Annotated in this window: 14 protein-coding genes; 3 read left to right on the top strand and 11 right to left on the bottom strand. The window is 60.4% G+C overall.

Annotated features, from left to right (window positions below; genetic code table 11):
* Positions 1-45: 45 nt before the first annotated feature.
* From ACIOU9_RS16410 to rfbB, 4 genes are all read right to left on the bottom strand, one after another.
* Positions 46-2,733 (bottom strand): LuxR C-terminal-related transcriptional regulator, encoded by a 2,688-nt coding sequence (locus ACIOU9_RS16410; RefSeq protein WP_402697576.1) that lies wholly within the window; start codon positions 2,731-2,733, stop codon positions 46-48.
* Entirely contained in the window at positions 2,730-5,258 is a 2,529-nt protein-coding gene (locus tag ACIOU9_RS16405; RefSeq protein ID WP_402697574.1) for a LuxR C-terminal-related transcriptional regulator, read from the bottom strand. Before ACIOU9_RS16405 ends, ACIOU9_RS16410 begins: the two co-directional genes overlap by 4 nt.
* A gap of 435 nt (positions 5,259-5,693) precedes the next feature.
* On the bottom strand, positions 5,694-7,115 hold the full coding sequence (gene rfbD, locus ACIOU9_RS16400; RefSeq protein WP_133834687.1) for a dTDP-4-dehydrorhamnose reductase: 1,422 nt from the start codon (positions 7,113-7,115) through the stop codon (positions 5,694-5,696).
* A complete protein-coding gene (rfbB, locus tag ACIOU9_RS16395) occupies positions 7,115-8,131 on the bottom strand; it encodes a dTDP-glucose 4,6-dehydratase (RefSeq protein ID WP_402697572.1) in 1,017 nt (338 codons plus the stop codon). The genes rfbD and rfbB overlap by 1 nt, the downstream gene beginning before the upstream one ends.
* A gap of 105 nt (positions 8,132-8,236) precedes the next feature.
* On the opposite strand from rfbB, the gene rfbA reads away from it, so the two are divergent.
* Entirely contained in the window at positions 8,237-9,154 is a 918-nt protein-coding gene (gene rfbA / locus ACIOU9_RS16390; RefSeq protein WP_105658087.1) for a glucose-1-phosphate thymidylyltransferase RfbA, read from the top strand.
* 56 nt (positions 9,155-9,210) lie between these two features.
* Here rfbA and ACIOU9_RS16385 read toward each other — a convergent pair whose 3' ends face one another.
* Positions 9,211-9,915 (bottom strand): class I SAM-dependent methyltransferase, encoded by a 705-nt coding sequence (locus tag ACIOU9_RS16385; RefSeq protein ID WP_208294286.1) that lies wholly within the window; start codon positions 9,913-9,915, stop codon positions 9,211-9,213.
* 164 nt (positions 9,916-10,079) lie between these two features.
* Between ACIOU9_RS16385 and ACIOU9_RS16380 the strand changes: the two genes are divergently transcribed.
* A complete protein-coding gene (locus ACIOU9_RS16380) occupies positions 10,080-10,736 on the top strand; it encodes a hypothetical protein (RefSeq protein ID WP_133834689.1) in 657 nt (218 codons plus the stop codon).
* A gap of 136 nt (positions 10,737-10,872) precedes the next feature.
* Here ACIOU9_RS16380 and ACIOU9_RS16375 read toward each other — a convergent pair whose 3' ends face one another.
* The 4 genes from ACIOU9_RS16375 to ACIOU9_RS16360 form a co-directional block, all read right to left on the bottom strand.
* Positions 10,873-12,138, bottom strand: coding sequence for a hypothetical protein (locus ACIOU9_RS16375; RefSeq protein WP_133834690.1), 1,266 nt, complete (start codon positions 12,136-12,138; stop codon positions 10,873-10,875).
* A gap of 273 nt (positions 12,139-12,411) precedes the next feature.
* Positions 12,412-13,443 carry a ketol-acid reductoisomerase gene (gene ilvC, locus ACIOU9_RS16370; protein ID WP_013348730.1) on the bottom strand — a complete coding sequence of 344 codons (1,032 nt, stop codon included), beginning with the start codon at positions 13,441-13,443 and terminating at the stop codon, positions 12,412-12,414.
* 122 nt (positions 13,444-13,565) lie between these two features.
* Positions 13,566-14,084 carry an acetolactate synthase small subunit gene (ilvN, locus tag ACIOU9_RS16365; protein WP_105658085.1) on the bottom strand — a complete coding sequence of 173 codons (519 nt, stop codon included), beginning with the start codon at positions 14,082-14,084 and terminating at the stop codon, positions 13,566-13,568.
* A 3-nt stretch (positions 14,085-14,087) separates the two neighbouring features.
* Complete coding sequence (locus tag ACIOU9_RS16360; RefSeq protein ID WP_402697569.1) at positions 14,088-15,971, bottom strand: acetolactate synthase large subunit; 1,884 nt, start codon at positions 15,969-15,971, stop codon at positions 14,088-14,090.
* Between the two features lie 619 nt (positions 15,972-16,590).
* Between ACIOU9_RS16360 and ACIOU9_RS16355 the strand changes: the two genes are divergently transcribed.
* Positions 16,591-17,052, top strand: coding sequence for a hypothetical protein (locus ACIOU9_RS16355; protein WP_105658083.1), 462 nt, complete (start codon positions 16,591-16,593; stop codon positions 17,050-17,052).
* An 81-nt stretch (positions 17,053-17,133) separates the two neighbouring features.
* Here ACIOU9_RS16355 and ACIOU9_RS16350 read toward each other — a convergent pair whose 3' ends face one another.
* Both ACIOU9_RS16350 and idi read right to left on the bottom strand, forming a co-directional pair.
* Positions 17,134-17,658, bottom strand: a complete 525-nt coding sequence (locus ACIOU9_RS16350; protein ID WP_332728512.1) for a hypothetical protein — start codon at positions 17,656-17,658, stop codon at positions 17,134-17,136.
* 80 nt (positions 17,659-17,738) lie between these two features.
* Positions 17,739-18,263, bottom strand: a complete 525-nt coding sequence (gene idi, locus ACIOU9_RS16345; protein ID WP_402697568.1) for an isopentenyl-diphosphate Delta-isomerase — start codon at positions 18,261-18,263, stop codon at positions 17,739-17,741.
* Positions 18,264-18,272 lie beyond the last annotated feature (9 nt).

The following is an 18,272-nucleotide window of genomic DNA, read 5'->3' as shown; positions in this document are numbered from 1 at the left end:
GGGCACGGGTGGTACCTACTCCAAGTTTGCGCAAACCGGCACGTGCTACCTGCCGGTTGTACCCGCTTCAAGCCCTGCGTGATCCAATTCCGCGCGCTCGGTAATCCCCAACTTCGAAAATACCCGGTAGAGATGCCCCTCCACCGTGCGCTGCGAGACCGTCAAGGTCCGGGCAATCTGCGCGTTATTCAATCCCTGCCGGGCCAAACCGACGATTTCCGCTTCCCGGGCGGTCAATTCGGTCAGCGCCAGGACACGGGCGATGTACTTTCCCGGGTCCATCCCCTGTTGGTCGATCAGTTGGGCGGCCCGGCGCAGCAAGGCGCCGCAGCGCCGCTGGTCCCCGGACTGGGCGTAGCGTTCGGCCGCCCGGGCCCAGGCCTCGATCACCACCAGGTATTCTTTCTTGGCCAGGGCGTCCTGGGCCAGCTGCTCCAGCGGCTCGCCAAGCTCTGAGCCTCGCAAGTCCATCAGGCGCGCCAAAAACGCCGCTCGCGATCCCTGCTGCCCCGCAGCCAAGGCACGCAGTCTTTCACCCATCTGGGATTCGGCCAGCTCCTGGTCCCCCAGCTGCCGGGTCATGCTGAAAAGGAATTCGCGTTCCACCAGCGGGAAGCACTCCAGCGACTCACCCGGATACGGATGGCCCAGTCCCGCTGCGAAGGCCCGTGCGAAGATGCGCTGCTTCGACGACTCCTCGCCCAGTTGTCCGTTCAGCGAAATCGTACCGCTGGAACTGAAGGACTCGGGCCCGGTGACCAGGGCTTCAGGCACCGGAAAGCCCAACCGGGCCAGCAGCAGCCGGTACAGATTACTGGCCAAGGCCAGCAGTTGAGTGGTGTCCGCAATCTGCAGTTCCGTCACGGCCTCGGCCATTTTGGCCATGGCGAGCTGTACTCTGCCTTGCAGCAGGTGGCTGACGCCGTCGAGCAGCGAGATTGCCCCCTGGTAGTACTGGATGGAACGGAGCCGGGCATGGCGGTAGGAGTCGATGAATGCCGCGGCGCGCTCGTATTGTCCCAAGAACAGCAGGTTCCAGCCAATGCGGAAGAACACCCGGACCTCGTACATGGACTGCGGGGCCGGGTACTCCTTGAGGTCTTGCAAAGCCGGTTCCATCAGATCCAAGGCCTGCTGGCACCGGCCGGCGGACGTGTGCAGGTCGCTGAGCACCATCATGCCGATGAAGCGCACCTGCGCGGGCAGCAGCCGGTCCTCCAGGAATTCTTGCAGCTCGGAAACGCTCGGCAGTGGACCGCGGGCGGTATTGACCCTGAGCCAGAAATCCAGGACCCTGGCCCCTGCGCTATGCAGGGCCAAGAAGCTGGCTACCTCTTCTGCGTCCGCGTGCCCCAGGGCCCGATGCTTCCAATCGTCCAGGATCCGCCCCAATTCGACGCCATCGGTTCCGATATTCGTGGTGACCTCCAGCAGGTAGGCGTAGGCCTGCCCCAGCAGCGCCAGATCGGTCAGCTGATCGATCAGGCGCAGCAACAGCGCGCGCGCGGCATGGTGCCGCCCCATGCTCAGCAGCATCCGCGCTTCGAGCAGCGCTCCTTGCCCATGATGCCGGGCGAGCTTACCCAGGACGCATAGGCGCAGGGCCAACCCGAAATTCAGTTCCCGAGCGGCCTGCTCGGCCAGATCCAGGACCAACTTCATGGGCACCTGCTTACCGGTTTCCAAGGACCACAGCACCTCGCGGGCGTTTGGCTCGTTTCCCAGCGAGACCGCCGCGGTAACCCACAGGTCGTGCAGCTGTGCGATGTCATGTTCGGTGGCCAAGGCGCGGACGATCCGCTGCATCAGCTTGGATTTCAAGACCATTGCCGGGCCTTGCTGCATCAGCTCACCGATTTTCAGCAGCCGTTGGTAAGGCAATCCGCACTGCTCCAGCACTTCTGGGGGCTGCGGGCCAGCCAAAGCCAACAGCAACAGCGACTGCTGCTCCTGAACGGACAGGGTCCGGGTGATTTCCCGGCCCAGCGTCAACATTGGCGTATCGATTTCCGGAAGTGCGCGGGCCACGATCCATACCGGCTCGTGGAGCCCGTGGCTCTGCAGCAACCTGTCATCGTGGAAAAGCGTGCCTTGTTCCAGGCAGGATGCAGCGTAGGCTTCAACGAAGCTGGGATTACCGCCGGTGACCACGTCGATCAGGCTCACCGTGCCCTCGGCGAGCTTGCGTCCGATCACGCCTTCGGCCACCGCGCGCACTCCTTTGCGGTCCAGGCGCTGCAGGGCCATGGTGGTGAAGGATCCCAGCTCGGCCAGCGCGCCCAGCGGGCTATCCGCTTCCAACGACCCGCTGCCCAGGGCCAGCACCTTCACCTCGGCGTTTTCCACCAGCAGAGAGAGGATAAAGCAGGACTGCGGGTCCAGGAACTGCGCATCTTCGACGACAACGATATGCGGTTCAAGCTGCCCGCGGCTGGAAAGCAGGCTCCGATTCAGTTCGCGCAGCACGCTCACCGGCTCGTCGATGCTCTCCAGGGCCCCAAGATATGGCGACAAGGCACCATGGGCAACAGTGCTCAAGGACGGCGTGCCATACAGCGTCATGACCGGCTCGCCCGCGCCCGAGGAGGCAAGCACTGCCTCCACGAGGCTTGTCTTGCCCACGCCCTGCTCGCCCAGCAGCAAGACGCCGGCGGGACCTGGCCTTTGCAGGATCTGCAGCAGCCGGTTGTATTCAGTTGGCCTGGTCTTGGTAATCAGTTGATGCTGTTTCATCGCAGCCCTGCGGTACGGCGGCTGGTGCGGTCAAGCGCAGTGAGCTCCTGGCGATTTCGGACCTGGAGCTTGGAATATACCTGGTACAGATGCCCCTCCACGGTGCGAATCGAGACGCCATTGAATTTTGCAATTTCCGAATTCGTTTTGCCAGTTATGGCCATCTTGGCGATCTGGGCCTCACGCTTGGTCAACTCGCGCATCCAGCCCGGCTGCTGTTCGATGGCTTCAAACTGCAGCTCGTCGTGCTGCTGGATCTGCGGAGCCGAGTCCCGCTTGCGGCCGTTGACTGCCCGGGCAAGCTTGCGCTGATCCCTGGCTTCCATTGATGTGACGAACTCGTTGTTCGATGGCACGGACATGAGCAAGTGCCCGGCCTCGACCATGCTGTCCAGAGCCGCTGCCAAGCGCGGCGAGTCCTTGGCCGCCGCCGCGTCTGCGAGCGCCTCCAGATTCTGTCCGACAAGGCCCTCGCAGCGTCTGGCGGCGCTGCGCAGCTGCGGCAGCACCAGCTGGTCTCCCAGCCGCGCGGCGAACCCCAAGGTCAGCGCTTCGAGCAGGGTGTGCTGGCCGCCGCGGGCACGCTGGGCGAAGGTTGCCAGCCGCAGCCTTGCAGCCTGCGGCGAGCCGAGTTCGGCCAACGCAAGGCAGGAGAAGACTTCTGCCGCCCAGGAGTAGAAGCTCAGCGGCATCTGCATCGCTCCGGGGGTCCCGTATTCAGGGCATACCAGTGCGGATGCCTCCACCCGCCTCCCGGAGCAAGCCAGCGCATAGGCAATGACCGACCCAATCAGCGCTTCGGTTCCCCGGTCTCCGGCCACTTGCATCTGGTGCAGGTTCGGTTCCAGCAGGCGCAAGGCAGCGTCGTAGTCATTGCCCAGTCCCAGCAGGATCCCCCGCATGATGTCCCCGTAGGAAATGAGCAAGGGACTGATGTACTGCCCTTCGGCCAGGCGCTGGGCGCGGGCTGATGCCGCGTTCCAGACTCCGGAGAGCAATTCGGCCTGGAGCAGCTGGAACTCTATGTCTGCTGCGTCCTCGGAATGGAAATTCGAGACCGTCGGGCCGTTGAAGCGGATATTGCGCAGTTCCCCGTCCACGTAACTGACCAGCTTCATGGCATCGGCCTGTCGCGACTGCGCCGCCCAGCTGGCAGCTTGCAACGACAGGGACCGCAGGTGCAATGACTCGCTCATCCAGCCTGACGAAGACAGCAGTGACTCGCTGCTGCCGGCGATGCTCGTTTCTTTGGTCATCTCGGTGCTGAATAAGGTCGCGAACGTGCTGAGCAGTTCCAGTTCCTGGAATGCGGTATCCAGGGATTCGCGCGGACCGGACTCCCTGGCGGCCTGGGCCAGTCCCGCCCTGGCCAGGTCGATTGCTTCGAGTCCGTTGGACAGCTGGCCGAGCATGGCCTGCGCGCGCACGTGCATCTCCACGATGGCCACCCGGGCGCGCGGGTCAGTTGGCCAGCATTCGGCGTGATAGCCCTGCTGCTGGAAGTCTTCTGCCACCCTGAGCTGCGATTCGTAGTCGCCAAGGTCGTTCAGGGATTTCAGTTGCGCAAGGATCCGGGCAGCCAATGGGTCCTTGTGCAGCTTGGCCAGCAGTTCCACACCGTGAGGGTGGGCCTGGTTGCTGGATTCGGCGCGCACGAGCAGGGACAGCAGCGGATTGGATATGCCTACCTTGTAGGCGGCGCCGGGCAGGTACTTGGCCTGGCCACGGTTCAGCAAGCCGTCAAGCTCGCAGGTCAGGCCCGAACGCCGGATGCGGTTGAGTTCCACCGGCCCGCCCAGTGCCAGGGCCCCGAGCAGTTCGCGTTCACCGTCATCGAGCCCATGGACCAGCGAAGCGTGCAGGGCCTGCATCGCTGGCCCGGAATCGAGCGCGTTCATCCGCAAGGCCCAGGTACCGTTGCGCTGCAGCAGCTGGCCGTCTTCGCGCCAGCTGTGCATCAGCTTGAGCATCAGCGAGCGGTTGCCCCCGGCCAAGTAGCACAGGGTTGCCGAGGCGTAGGCGGAGACCCGCCCTTCCAATTCCTGCTGGACGAAAGCGTGCGTTTCCATGCTGCCCATGCGCTCGACGCGCTGGTGCGCCAGCCGGCCCGAACGGTACAAGGCGAACAGGTCCCCAGGAAGATCCTGCACGTGTTCGCAGATCACGAAAAGCTTGATCTTGCCCATCGTGGCCAGCTGGGCGAGCAAGGAGCTGGATTGCTCGTCGATCAATTCAGGCCGCCCGAGCACCACCATTGACGGGCGCTGGTCGGTGCACAGCACCCGGCCCAGCTGGTGGATCAGCTCATGACGGCTCGAAGCTCCGGCCACGTCGACTTGGGCAAGCAGGAATGAAAGCACACCGAAAGGCACTTTCGTGCCGAAGTTGCTTCCGTTCAGCCGGATCAGCTTCGGCGGCTCGGCCATCTGGCCCAAGTCGGTTTCCAGCTGCGCCCTTCGACCGCTGCCCGGTGGTCCGGAGACCACAGCTCCGGCGCAATGCGGGTCGTTCAGGACCCTGCCCAAAATGCCTTGCGAAATCCGCGAAAGTTTCGAAGTTGTCTTGCTATCTCCCCGCTGCGATCGAGCATTGCGAGTGCCCGCCAGCGAGAGAATTCGTGAATATTCCATTATTCAAACCGCCCCAATCGGTTCGTTCCCCCAAATTAACCGTGAAAGAATCTGTCAGGACTCTTCCTCGTGTTTCCCCATCCTAGGACTTAAAGGCAGCGAGAACACTGGGTTCGGCAGGATAAATGAAGCTCAGTCACTTTTTCTTCTTTTCCCAGTGATTGCACAGCACTTCGCCTTCACTCGGGAACAACGAGTTAGTGCCCATGACTTTTCTAGTTGACTTGGAATAACTCGCACCTTGGGAAGGATTGCCGAGCCTGGATGAGGGGTTCTGGCCGTTCACCTGCCATTCACTGGGACCACACCCGATTTTTACCTACCCGGTTTTTATGGCGTTACGCGATTCTGGCCAAGGAACTGATCCAGCAAGTCGGTTAACGGCTTCGGCGCGAAGCCGGTCGCTTGCAATTTTGCGGTGTCCAGCGTGCTGTTCGCCGGCCGGGGTGCCAACTGCGGCCGGCCCAAGGCATACTCCCGGGTGGAAACCGGCTGCACGGAATCCGGGTCATGGCCGCACAAGGCGAAGACCTCGCGGGCAACCTGGTACCAGCTGGCGGGTTCGCCGCCACCCTGCAGGTGATAGGTCCCCGGGGCGCTGCCGGCATCAATCAAATGCATGATGCCGCGGGCCAGCTCGCTGGCGAAGGTCAACCGGCCAATTTGGTCATCGACCACCCTGGGCGCGATTCCCTGCTCGGCGAGCCGGCGCATGGTGGACACGAAATTGTTGCCCTGCCCGATAACCCAGCTGGTGCGCACCACATAGTTTCTGGTGTGGGCCAGCACGGCCTGCTCGCCGGCGGCCTTGCTTTGGCCGTAGACTCCGAGCGGCGCGATCGGATGCAACTCATCAACCTCGCGTTGCGCGCCATCGAACACATAGTCGGTGGACACATGCACCAGCGGCACCCCCCGCTCGGCGCATCGTGACGCCAGCTGGCGCACGGCCACGGCATTGACCTGCCACGCTTCGGCACTGCCCGCAGGGGTTTGCGCCCGGTCCACTGAGGTCATCGCCGCCGCGTTGACCACGTGGCTGCAATTTGCAAGGTCCAGCGATGCCGCGAAGCCCGGGGACTGCAAGTCGGTCTGGGCGCGGGTATACAAAGCGATCCGTTCATCTGACTTCGCCAGCTGGGCGAAGGCACGTCCGAGCTGACCGTTCCCGCCGAGCACCGCAATTTTCTTGGGCTGCACTGGTTTCGCCTGCGCCAGCGGTGGGTGCTCCTTGTCCGCCTGTGAAACTATGGCCTCATCCAAGCTGATGGGCCAGGGGATGTCCAAATCCGGGTCGGCCAGATTGACGTAGCTGTATTCCAACCGGGCTGGCTCGGTCCAGTGCTCGGTGACCAGGTAGGAGTACACGGTATTCGAGGCCAAGGTCTGGAAGGCGTTGGCCACCCCGCGGGGCACGAAGACCGCTTGGCCTTCGCCCACCTGAGCGGTGAACAGCCTGCCGAAACCGTGCCCGGGACGCAGGTCCACCCAGGCGCCGAAGATCTCCCCAGACAGCATCGAAATGTATTTGTCCCATGGCTCGGCGTGCAATCCGCGAGTGGTCCCGCGCTGGCCATTGAAGGAGACATTGTTCTGCACCGGACGGAAGTCCGGCAAACCCGCAGCCACCATTTTCTCCCGCTGCCAGTTCTCCTTGAACCAGCCGCGCTCATCGCGGTGCACCGGCAGGCTGACCACTTTGAGTCCCTGAATCGGGCTGTCCTCTACCCGTAGCTGTGCCGCGCCGCCCATCAGCTGGCAACCTTGAACGCATCGGCCTGCTGCGCATAGCGCTGCTCGGTCTGTGCCTTGGCCGGCTCCCACCAGGAGCGGTGCTGACGGTACCAGCCAATGGCCTGCTCCAGGCCCTGCACCAGGTCGGTGTACCGCGGCTGCCAGCCAAGCTCGGTGCGCAGCACCGTGGAATCGATGGCATAGCGCAGGTCATGGCCGGCCCGGTCGGCCACCGCATCGAAGTCATCGGCTTTCCTGCCCATCAGCTCCAGAATCAGTGCGAGCACTTCGCGGTTGCTTTTCTCCCCGTCCGCACCAATCAAATAGGTCCGCCCGGTCTGGCCCGCTTCCAGGATGAGCTGCACCGCCGAGGAGTGGTCGCTGGCGTGGATCCAGTCGCGCACATTTGCCCCATTGCCGTAGAGCTTGGGCGGCAATCCCCCCAGGACGTTGGTGATCTGCCGCGGGATGAACTTCTCCACATGCTGGTACGGACCGTAGTTGTTCGAGCAGTTGGACAGCGTCGCCTCGATCCCGAAGGAACGGACCCAGGCCTTGACCAGAAGGTCGCTGGAGGCTTTGGTAGCCGAATAAGGGCTGGATGGCTTGTAGGGCGTAGTTTCGGTGAAGCGCTGCGGATCATCGAGTTCCAGGTCCCCATAGACCTCGTCGGTGGAAATATGGTGCAGGCGCACACCGTGGTTACGCACGGCTTCCAGGAGTTCGAAAGTTCCCAAGACATTGGAATTCACGAAGCTGCGCGGGTCATGCAAGGAATTATCGTTGTGCGTCTCTGCCGCGAAGTGGACCACAGCATCATGCTGCGGCACCAGTTCGTTGACCAACACGTAGTCGCAGATGTCGCCAACAACAAGGTTGACGCGTTTGCTGTCCAAGCCTTCCAGCGACTGCCGGTTGGCGGCGTAGGTCATCTTATCCAATACGGTGATTTCACTGTCGGAATGCGCAATCATATGGTGCACGAAATTTGCCCCAATGAATCCTGCTCCCCCAGTTACAAGGATTCTTTTCATCTCACCAATGTAGCCAGTGGGCACCGCGGCCAAGCAGCTTCCTAGCAATTCTCGAGTATGACTACTCTGACAAGATCGCTGCCCGCTTCATTAGGCTCGATAGCCATGAGGGGAATAATTCTAGCTGGGGGAACCGGGTCTCGTTTGCACCCGATCACGCGAGGCATCTCAAAGCAATTGGTGCCTGTCTTCGACAAGCCGATGATCTACTATCCGCTGACCACCCTGATGCTCGCTGGAATCAGGGACATCCTGGTCATCACGACGCCGCAGGATGAGGGGCAGTTCAAGTCCTTGCTCGGCGATGGCTCGCAGTTCGGCATCAATCTGTCCTATGCCGTGCAAGCCCGGCCTGAAGGCCTGGCCCAAGCGTTCATACTTGGCGCCGAGCACATCGGAGGGGAATCCGTGGCGCTGGTGCTGGGTGACAACATCTTCCATGGACCGGGCTTCGGCACCCAGTTGGGAAGCTACGCCGACCAGACCGGCGCGACGATCTTCGGCTACTGGGTCAAGGATCCCAGGTCCTACGGCGTCGTCGAGTTCGATAGCTCCGGAAGGGCCGTATCGCTGGAAGAGAAGCCGCTGGACCCGAAAAGCCACTACGCTGTTCCGGGATTGTACTTCTACGACAATTCCGTGGTTGGCAAAGCCCGGACATTGCAGCCTTCGGCCCGTGGAGAGCTTGAGATCACCGACATCAACCGCTTGTACCTCGAAGAGGGCAACCTCAACGTCACGGTGCTGGCCCGCGGAACTGCGTGGCTTGATACCGGAACCTTCGATTCGCTCAACGACGCCTCCAACTTCGTGCGCACTGTCGAAGCGCGGCAGGGTTTGAAGATCGGTTCTCCCGAGGAAGTTGCATGGCGCCAGGGGTTCATCTGCGATGACCAGTTGCGCACTTTGGGCCGGGAGCTGGGCAAGAGCGGGTATGGCGATTACTTGCTTCAGCTGGCAGAAAACAGTTTCGTCGATCCCCATCATTCAACGCGTCCTGCCGCTATGCCGGCTATCAGCTGATATTCGAGGGCTTCGCGGCTTCCGGACGCCGTTGGCACCCGGAAGCAGTGCGCTGGCTAGCGCGTCGAGCGCAGCGAGAAGAACAGGAAGCTCAAGAACGCGTCGCGTTCACGCAAGGCTTCTGGAATCACGCCTTCGGGCGCATCCTTGGCATACGGCGGCTCCCAAACACGCTCCACCGCGAACCCTGCGGAGATCAGTGCCTTCATAGTTTCATGCAAAGGCCGATGCCAATAGGTCAGTTCGGCAGGCTTCCCCTTGAAAGTCACTTCGTCGGTGTACTGGGTGAGCTGGAAGTAGTCCTTGCCTCGGTGGTTGAACGGGTAGAGAATCGGATGGTTCACCGACATGATGAGCCGGCCGCCGGGCTTGAGGACCCGGCGGACTTCCTCCAGTGCGTAGTCCCAGTCCGGCAAATAGTGGAACACCAAGGAAGCAATGGCATCGTCAAAACTGTTGTCGGCATACGGGAGCTTCTCCCCCAATGTCGCCACTTTCAGGTCGGCATCTTCGCCCAGCCGCTGGCGTGCCAGGTCCACCATGGCCCGGCTGGTGTCGAAGCCCGAGACGCTCGCTCCACGGCTCATGAGCTGTTCCGACAGCGGGCCGGCGCCGCAGCCGATATCCAGGATGTTCCGGCCGGCAACGTCTCCTGCCAGTTCCAAGGTGGCCGGCCGCTCATAGTAGGCGTTCAGCATGCTGAATTCGTTCTCGTCAGCGTAGTCCTGGGCGAAATCGTCGTAGTTGCTTTCCTGTGGCACGGGCGCGCTCCTTTGCATGGTTTTGCCCGAGCCTAGCAAAGGCTTCAACTAATCATTGGGAAAACACTCGACTGATCGAGTAACGCTTTGACTGCAATAGCCGCAATCGATCACAATCGCGTCCAGCCATAGTTTCTATTCCCAGTCCAGATTAGAATCAGCACATGGGACCGATCAGTGCCCATGCTCGTTCGACTTTCCATGGGGAGAAATTGAATAAATTAGTTCAGCGTTCACTCGCTGTCATCGCTTCGGGAGCACTTGCATTCTCCGGTGTCTCCGCGGCCTCGGCCGCTCCGTTGCCCACCAGCATTTCATCTGCCAGCATCGTTGCTGCGAAGAAAAAGGCTCCTGCGGTAACGATCAAGAAAATTGGCACGAAGACTGTCAAGGGTTCAGCCAAGGCAACCATCAAGCCTAGCTATTCCAAGGCAAAGAACGTGAAGATCAAGTCGGCGTTGCTGAAGGTGGTCAAGGGCAAGAAGACCGTCGCCAGCAAGAAGAAGTCCGTCAAGCTCGCAGCGGGCACCTACAAGGTCACCACCACGGTCAAGTACCAGCTCAAGGGCAAGACCTCGACCATTCAGAAGACGCAGACCTTGCTGGTGAAGAAGGCGGCCGCCAAGCGTTCCGTGAAGATGAGCGGGAAGGCGAAGAACTGCCCTGCAGGCTACCCGGTGAAGGGCAACCGCACCGGCAGCCAGAAGGAGTGGAAGTACCATGTCAAGGGACAGCGCTTCTACAACATCACGAAGCCAGAAGAATGCTTCAAGACTGCAGCTGATGCGCGCAAGGCCGGCTACCGGGCTTCGAAGCTCTAAACCTGCCTGGCTGGTATCCGACCCAGCAAACTAAAAAATCGACCTCGGTTGCTTCCCATATGGGAAGCAACCGAGGTCGATTTATTTGAAATGCAATGGAGCCAAGTGCGAGGGAAGAATCTAGTTCCGCCAGCTCCTACTTCTCAATGGCTTCTGGAGAATCCTTCGCGGACTCCCCACTGCGGCTTTTCTTGATATTCTCGGCAAATGAAGTTGCTACGTCCTCGGCTTTGTCCAAGGCACGGTTCTTCGTCTCGTCCCCAAACTGCTTGATTGCGCTCAAGCCATCAGCGCCTGCATCAGTCACCTTGTCCCGAACCTCGGAGACAGCCTTGAGCCACTTCTTTGACTCCAGTGCCCCGTAGGCGCTCTCGATTCCCAATCGGCTTTGGAATTCCACTAGATCATTCGAGACGGCATTCGTCGCCTTCACGACTTCGCTCGATGACTTCGGATGCAGCAGCACCTTTGAATTCGCCAGTCCGGCGACGACAGCGATTCGCTCAAGAAGCTGCTCGGTCACCTTCGTAATGTGTGCGATTCTGCGTTCGCGCGCGATCTGCAGCGCGATTCGATGATTCTCCAGTTCGTCAGGAGACCCGTTGAGCACACGGTCCAGTTCCAGAACAGACATGCCGTCTTCGAGTTGGAAGCAACGTGCCAGTACTGCCAACCACTGGGTGGCCTTTGATTCGATCTCGCGGGTGATCTTGGCCAGTTCACCCATCTTCGTTTTGTCTTCCAGCTTTTCAGCTAATCCTGCCAAGGCCCGCAGCGCATAGGACTGGGTCGTTGCGATGGTCTTGGCATTCGAATTAACCTTTGACCATGTCGTCTCGCCGATATGCCCCACTTGGTCGCGCACGACCATGGCATCATCGATGAGCATTCCAACACCATCAAGATCCGCTAGGACCGCGTCATTCTGCGCACGGAGGATATCGTCAATTTTCTCGTCGATCACCTTCAAGTAATCGGTGATCTCATCCATGCTCTGCTGCATCGCGTATTGGGCTATAATCCCACCCACGCCTGCCAGAACAGCCGGGTTTGAAAGCATCGCCGTTGGGCTGGTGACGATTTCAAGCAAATTGCTGATCTTGCCATCTTTCATGACGACTGCACGCGCCAGGCCGTTCTCCGATCCAGCCATCAGGTTCTTGGCATTGAAGATCCGTGCTGAGTCTTCCGAGAGCTTGATCCAGCGTCCGGACGTCTGCGCAATCCCGCTACCGGCTTGCATCGCGGTTGCACTGAGGCCAGCTGCTTTGCTTACGCGTTCCAAGGGCAGTTCCTTGGAAATCAAGCCGACGGATTCCACGAATTTGTCAACGGCGCTGCGTTCGCCAAGGACTGCCACGCCATTTCCATCAGAAACGATCTCAATATCTTCGCTAGCCACTTTTGCTCCTTGAACTATCAGCTATTGAACAGCGGCGGCGGCATTGTTCGTTCTGCTCTCGCCCGGAACAATTCTTACACTAAAAGATTGAATACTAAAGTTCCTTCAGGCCGCGGCACTTCAGCACACAGCAGGAGTGCAGCTCCCTTTTCGATGCGCTCATCGCAGAATAGACGCAACATGCATTTAAACGAAAACCGCTGGCTCTAAACGATATTCCTATCGTTCAGAGCCAGCGGTTTTCAGCTTATGAAGCTAGTTGTCACCTCGCAATTAGCGGGCTACCGAACCATCGACGTAGTCATCCGAGGATGCATCAGAGATCCAGGAGAACAGCGAGCGCAGTTCGCGGCCGGTGGTCTCGATTGGGTGGGCTTCGCCCTTGGCGCGCAGTTCCTTGAACTCCGGAGCGCCAGCCTTCTGGTCTTCCATGAAGCGGTTGGCGAAAGCACCGGACTGGATATCGGCCAGCACAGCCTTCATGTTTTCCTTCACCTCTGGGGTGATCACGCGTGGGCCGGAAACGTAGTCGCCGTACTCAGCGGTGTCGGAGATCGACCAGCGCTGCTTGGCGATGCCGCCTTCCCACATCAGGTCGACGATCAGCTTCAGCTCGTGCAGCACCTCGAAGTAGGCGATTTCCGGCTTGTAGCCAGCTTCGGTCAGGACCTCGAAGCCGTACTGGACCAGCTGGGAGGTGCCACCGCAGAGCACAGCCTGCTCGCCGAACAGGTCGGTTTCGGTCTCTTCGGTGAAGGTGGTCTCGATAACGCCGGCACGGGTGCCGCCGATGCCTGCAGCGTAGGACAGTGCCAGTTCCTTGGCGCCGCCGGTGAAGTTCTGCTCCACGGCGATCAGGTCAGGGATGCCACGGCCGGCTTCGAATTCGCGGCGCACGGTGTGCCCTGGTGCCTTGGGAGCAACCAGTGCAACGTCGACGTTGGCTGGTGGCTGGATGAAGCCGAAGCGGATGTTGAAGCCGTGGCCGAAGAACAGCGCGTTGCCCTCTTCGAGGTGCTCGGCGATCGACTCGGTGTAGACCTGGGCCTGGACCTGGTCCGGGGTCAGGATCATGATGACATCTGCCCAAGCCGCTGCCTCGGCAACGGTAGCTACCTTAAGGCCTTCGGCCTCGGCCTTGGCACGGGACTTGGAGCCCTCAGCCAGGCCGACGATAACCTCGACGCCGGAGTCGCGCAGGCTCAATGCGTGGGCGTGGCCCTGGGAGCCGTAGCCAATGACAGCTACCTTCTTGCCCTGGATGATCGAGAGGTCTGCGTCGTCTTCGTAGTACAGATCAGCCACTGTAATTCTCCTTATTTGTGCTTCTGGTAAAGAAGTCTTGTGCTTAGGCACTGTTGCTTTCTTCTAAGCTAGGTGCCAAATACCTAAATTTGTAGTTCGTGTCTCTTGAAGTCGTTGTGCGCTTAGGCGGACAGCGTCTTCAGGGCACGGTCGCTCATCGACTTTGTTCCGCGTCCCACGGCCAGCGTTCCGGCCTGGACGATCTCGCGGATGCCGAATGGCTCAAGTACTGCCAGCAGTGCTTCGATCTTCGCCGCATTGCCGGTGGCCTCAACGACCAGCGAGTCCGTGGATACGTCGATCACCGATGCGCGGAACAGCTCCGCGGCCTGGGTGACCTGCAGTCGCGTCGCCGCATCGGCGCGCACCTTGATCATGATGTGGTCACGCTGCACCGAGGTTTCCGGCAGCAGTTCCACGATCTTGATGACGTTGACCAGCTTGTTCAGCTGCTTGGTGACCTGCTCCAGGGAATCCCCTTCGGCGTCCACCACCACGGTCATGCGGCTGATGCCGGCAATTTCCGTGGGGCCCACGGCCAGCGAGTGAATGTTGAAGGCACGGCGGGCGAAGAGGCTGGCGACGCGGGTGAGCACGCCGGGAACGTCTTCAACCAGTACCGAAAGCGTATGCTTTGCCATGTCCTAGTCCTCCTCTTCCCATTCAGGGGTCATGCCGCGGGCAATCTGGATCTGGTCGTTGCTGACTCCCGATGGGACCATTGGCCACACCATGGAGTCGGCCGAGACCACGAAGTCGATGACCACCGGACGGTCATTGATTTCCAATGCCTTCTGGATGGTCGCGTCGATATCCTCGTCGCGTTCGCAGCGCAGGCCCACGCAGCCGTAGGCGTCGGCCAGCTTCACAAAGTCCGGAATCCGGGCGGTTCCGTGGCCGGTGTTCAAATCGGTGTTGGAGTAGCGGCCATCGTAGAACAGCGTCTGCCACTGGCGGACCATGCCCAGCGACGAGTTGTTGATGATGGCAACCTTGATGGGGATCCGGTTGATCACGCAGGTAGCCAGTTCCTGGTTGGTCATCTGGAAGCAGCCGTCTCCGTCAATGGCCCAGACCACGCGGTCCGGCTGCGCCACCTTGGCGCCCATGGCGGCAGGCACCGAGTAGCCCATGGTGCCCAGGCCGGCGGAGTTCAGCCACGAGCGCGGGCGCTCGTACTTGACGAACTGCGCTGCCCACATCTGGTGCTGGCCCACGCCTGCCACGTAGACGCCTTCCGGACCGGTCAGCTCGCCGATGCGCCCAATGACGTTCTGCGGAGCCGAGAGGCCATCGTGGGTTTCGGTGTAGCCGATCGGGTAGGTTTCGCGCAGGCGGTTGAGCAGTCCCCACCAGCCAGCCAGATCCTGCTGGGCTTCGTTCTCGAAGCGCGAGGCGCAGGCCTCGTGCAGCTGCGGGATGATTTCATCCAGCGAGCCGACGATCGGCACATCGGCCACGCGGTTCTTGGAGATTTCCGCAGGATCGATATCGGCGTGGATCACCCTCGCGTTCGGCGCGAAGGTGGAGAGTACGCCGGTGACGCGGTCATCGAAGCGGGCGCCGAGGGTAATGAGCAAATCCGACTGCTGCAGTGCGGTGACCGCAGAGACGGCACCGTGCATGCCTGGCATGCCCACGTGCTGTTCATGCGAGTCCGGGAAGGCACCGCGTGCGGTCAGCGTAGTGACCACCGGAGCGTTGACGAATTCCGCGAATTCCTTGAGCTGCTCATGGGCGTTGGCCTTGATCACGCCACCGCCAACATACAGCACCGGGCGGGTTGCCGAAGCGATGAGCTTGGCGGCTTCGCGCAGCTGCTTGTTGTGTCCGCGGGTGACCACACGGTAGCCAGGCAGGTCGACCTTTGGCGGCCATGAGAAGGTCATGTCGCTCTGCTGGGCATCCTTGGTGATATCCACCAGCACCGGACCGGGACGGCCGGTCTGCGCCAGGTAGAACGCGCTGGCCAGCGTGCGCGGAATGTCTTCCGCGTTGGTGACCAGGAAAGCGTGCTTGGTAATCGGCATCGTGATGCCGACAATGTCTGCTTCCTGGAATGCGTCAGAGCCAATGAAAGCGCTATTGACCTGACCGGTGATTGCCACCATTGGTACCGAGTCCATATTGGCATCGGCCAGTGCGGTGACGAGGTTAGTTGCGCCTGGTCCGGAAGTAGCGATGCATACGCCCACTTCCCCGCTCACCATGGCGTAACCCTGTGCGGCATGGCCGGCACCCTGTTCGTGGCGGACCAAGATGTGGTTAATCTTGGTCGAATCCATCAGTGGATCATAGGTGGGAAGGATGGCCCCACCTGGTAATCCGAAGACGTCTTTGACGCCCAGTTCTTCCAGCGAGCGGACGATGGCTTGTGAGCCCGTCATCTGTGTGGGAGCAACGATATTATTCGGACCCTGTACCGGGTTCGAAGCCTCCACGACGGAAGAGACAGCGGCGGCGGCATCCTTGGTTCGATTGATTGACTTCGCAACCGACGCCGGATTGGCGGGTGTTGAGTTGCTCATCGGGATCCTTTCCATATCTATCTCTTCGTTTGCGCATAAAAAACGCCCCGCGGCCGTCACTACTGACGAAAGGGGGCTTGCGCGTTACCGACGTACTGTCCGTGTTGTTGGACAGTGCCTCAGGCTCCGCGCCTGATAACTAGTAGTACATCGGTGTTTGTTTGCATGCCTCTAGTTTTCTCCACCTCACGGCAAAGAGCAACTAGACACCCTGTTTATCTCATTATATGAGATGGATGTCCAAGCCTTGGACGCGACACCGCAAACAAGACTTGGTTTTTTCGCTTCATAGGCACCAAAAGTGCCTGTCGAAACGGGATTAGCTGGAGACAAGCACCAACTGCCGGGAATGCGCATCGCTCGCGCTGCGCACCCCTTGCTCCAAGGAAGTCCCCTGCCATGCAGTTGGTTTCGCTTGCAGCGTTGAGCCGGGAAAGGCATGAGTTCCGTCGATGGCCACACGGGCGCATGGCTTGGCGACTCAATCAGCATCCTGGCTCATTAATCCCATTCTAGAAGTCAATATGACCAATCAGATAACCCATGACGTGCCGATGACACATTTCGATAAATGTTGCGACTGGTCAAATTGTCCAAAGTTATCGGTAGAGTATTAGTTATGGACAAGCGCCCAGACGAAAATCCAACCCAGCAGGTAAAGGCCCGCCTCCATGAGGCCTTCGACTCGCAGATCCCCAACTTCGCCAGCTACAATCTCGTGGCGGGCACCGGCATCGCCGGCTCCGGAGGGCTCAAGGTCATTGGATATCGGCGCCAACCAGCGGAACTGATTATTGCGCCAGTGAATGCCAGCAGCTTGGAAGCATCCGAGGATGCGATCAACATCAACAATACGAATGTGAACCAGCTCGCCGAGCTCAGCGATGGCGGCTACGAAATCGCGATCTCTTCGGGCCGAGTGTTCCGCTTCAGCATTCCCGAAGCGCCGAGCATCGACTTGCATGTCGATGATGCCATCAGCATTGGTGCCACCATTGACCAGAAATCCGATGCAGAGGACTTCGCTGATTTCATGGACCACTTCATGAACACCATCGAAGGCACCGAGAACTTCGTATAGCCGGCAAGAGAATTCCCGATAGCAAAGGCCATCCCGCCAGCTAGCTCCATTGGAAGCTACGCGGCGAGATGGCCTTTTCGCTTACAAAGCCCCGGGATGATTCCCGCGGTAGTCGGAGGCGAGCAGCTGCCCTTCGACGGTGAGGATCTCAACCCGGTCCAACTCGATTGATTCGTAGCCGACGGAGGTCATGACCCGCTCGGCATAGCCGGCAGCACTGCCCTCCGCGATCCAATCGCTGCCCTCCACGACAATGGCGAGCACGCCCTGGACTGGAGAGAGCCACCCCACGGTGGCGTACTGGATGGAATCCTCGGCGAATGAATGGAAGCCGGCGGCGCCCTGGCCATTGAGGTACTGGAAGATCTTCTGATCCGCCCATTCCTGGCGCCCTTCGACTTCCTGGAGGTTGTCGGCATACTTCGGCAAGGCCGCGATCTGCGGGCTCACGCCAGGAGTTTGCGCGGATGCTTCGAACTGGAGCGGGGCACAGCTGGCCAGGGACGAAGCCAGCACCAAGCCGCCGGCGACCACACTGGCCTTGCGCAACGCATCGATGGCCACGCAGCGCCGCTGGATTCCGGAAGAAATTACTTGAAGCACCATGCAATCGAGCATAGCCAATGACCCGGACAATTCCACAGGAATCACCCTGCACGGATTCCACGCCGGCGGCGGGCCCGGAATCAGCCTTGCTCGACCTGGTACAGGGACATCCCTGCAGCCTGCATCACCAGCCACGGGCTGAAGGCCCACGGGGTGGCGCGCAGGGCTTCACCGAGTTGTGCCGGATCCGCCCAGCAGTAGTCCATGACTTCGTCCGGGTTAGCGGAGATCTCGCTGTCGATTATCGCGGTGAAGACCGGGCAGATTTCGTTTTCCACAATGCCCGAGGCATCCACGGCGCGATAGCGGAAGTCCGGCAGCGCCGATTCGATGCGGCTGACCTTGAAGCCGAGCTCATGGGCCGCGTGGCGCGTAATGGCTTCTTCGAAGCTCTCGCCGGGCTGGGGATGCCCGCAGAAGGAGTTCGTCCAGACCCCTGGCCAGGTCAACTTGGACAGGGCACGACGCGTCACCAGCACCTGGCCAGCTTGATTCTGCACATGGCAGGAGAATGCCTGGTGCAGCACGGTATCCGTGGTGTGAACCAATTCTTTCGGGTGCGTGCCAATAGGCTGGCCTTGATCCGAAAGCAAAATGACGTCCATTGAAATCCT

The organism is Glutamicibacter sp. NPDC087583, from assembly GCF_044743685.1.
Lineage (GTDB): Bacteria > Actinomycetota > Actinomycetes > Actinomycetales > Micrococcaceae > Glutamicibacter.
The sequence above is the reverse complement of the archived record's forward strand: the minus strand, read 5'-3'. Positions and strand labels throughout refer to the sequence as shown.

Coding starts and splice junctions, on each gene's coding strand:
- ACIOU9_RS16410 (WP_402697576.1), bottom strand. CDS start 2,733: ATGAAACAGCATCAACTGATTACCAAGACCAGGCCAACTGAATACAAC.
- rfbD (WP_133834687.1), bottom strand. CDS start 7,115: ATGGGCGGCGCGGCACAGCTACGGGTAGAGGACAGCCCGATTCAGGGA.
- rfbB (WP_402697572.1), bottom strand. CDS start 8,131: ATGAAAAGAATCCTTGTAACTGGGGGAGCAGGATTCATTGGGGCAAAT.
- rfbA (WP_105658087.1), top strand. CDS start 8,237: ATGAGGGGAATAATTCTAGCTGGGGGAACCGGGTCTCGTTTGCACCCG.
- ACIOU9_RS16380 (WP_133834689.1), top strand. CDS start 10,080: ATGGGACCGATCAGTGCCCATGCTCGTTCGACTTTCCATGGGGAGAAA.
- ilvN (WP_105658085.1), bottom strand. CDS start 14,084: ATGGCAAAGCATACGCTTTCGGTACTGGTTGAAGACGTTCCCGGCGTG.
- ACIOU9_RS16360 (WP_402697569.1), bottom strand. CDS start 15,971: ATGAGCAACTCAACACCCGCCAATCCGGCGTCGGTTGCGAAGTCAATC.
- ACIOU9_RS16355 (WP_105658083.1), top strand. CDS start 16,591: ATGGACAAGCGCCCAGACGAAAATCCAACCCAGCAGGTAAAGGCCCGC.
- ACIOU9_RS16350 (WP_332728512.1), bottom strand. CDS start 17,658: ATGGTGCTTCAAGTAATTTCTTCCGGAATCCAGCGGCGCTGCGTGGCC.
- idi (WP_402697568.1), bottom strand. CDS start 18,263: ATGGACGTCATTTTGCTTTCGGATCAAGGCCAGCCTATTGGCACGCAC.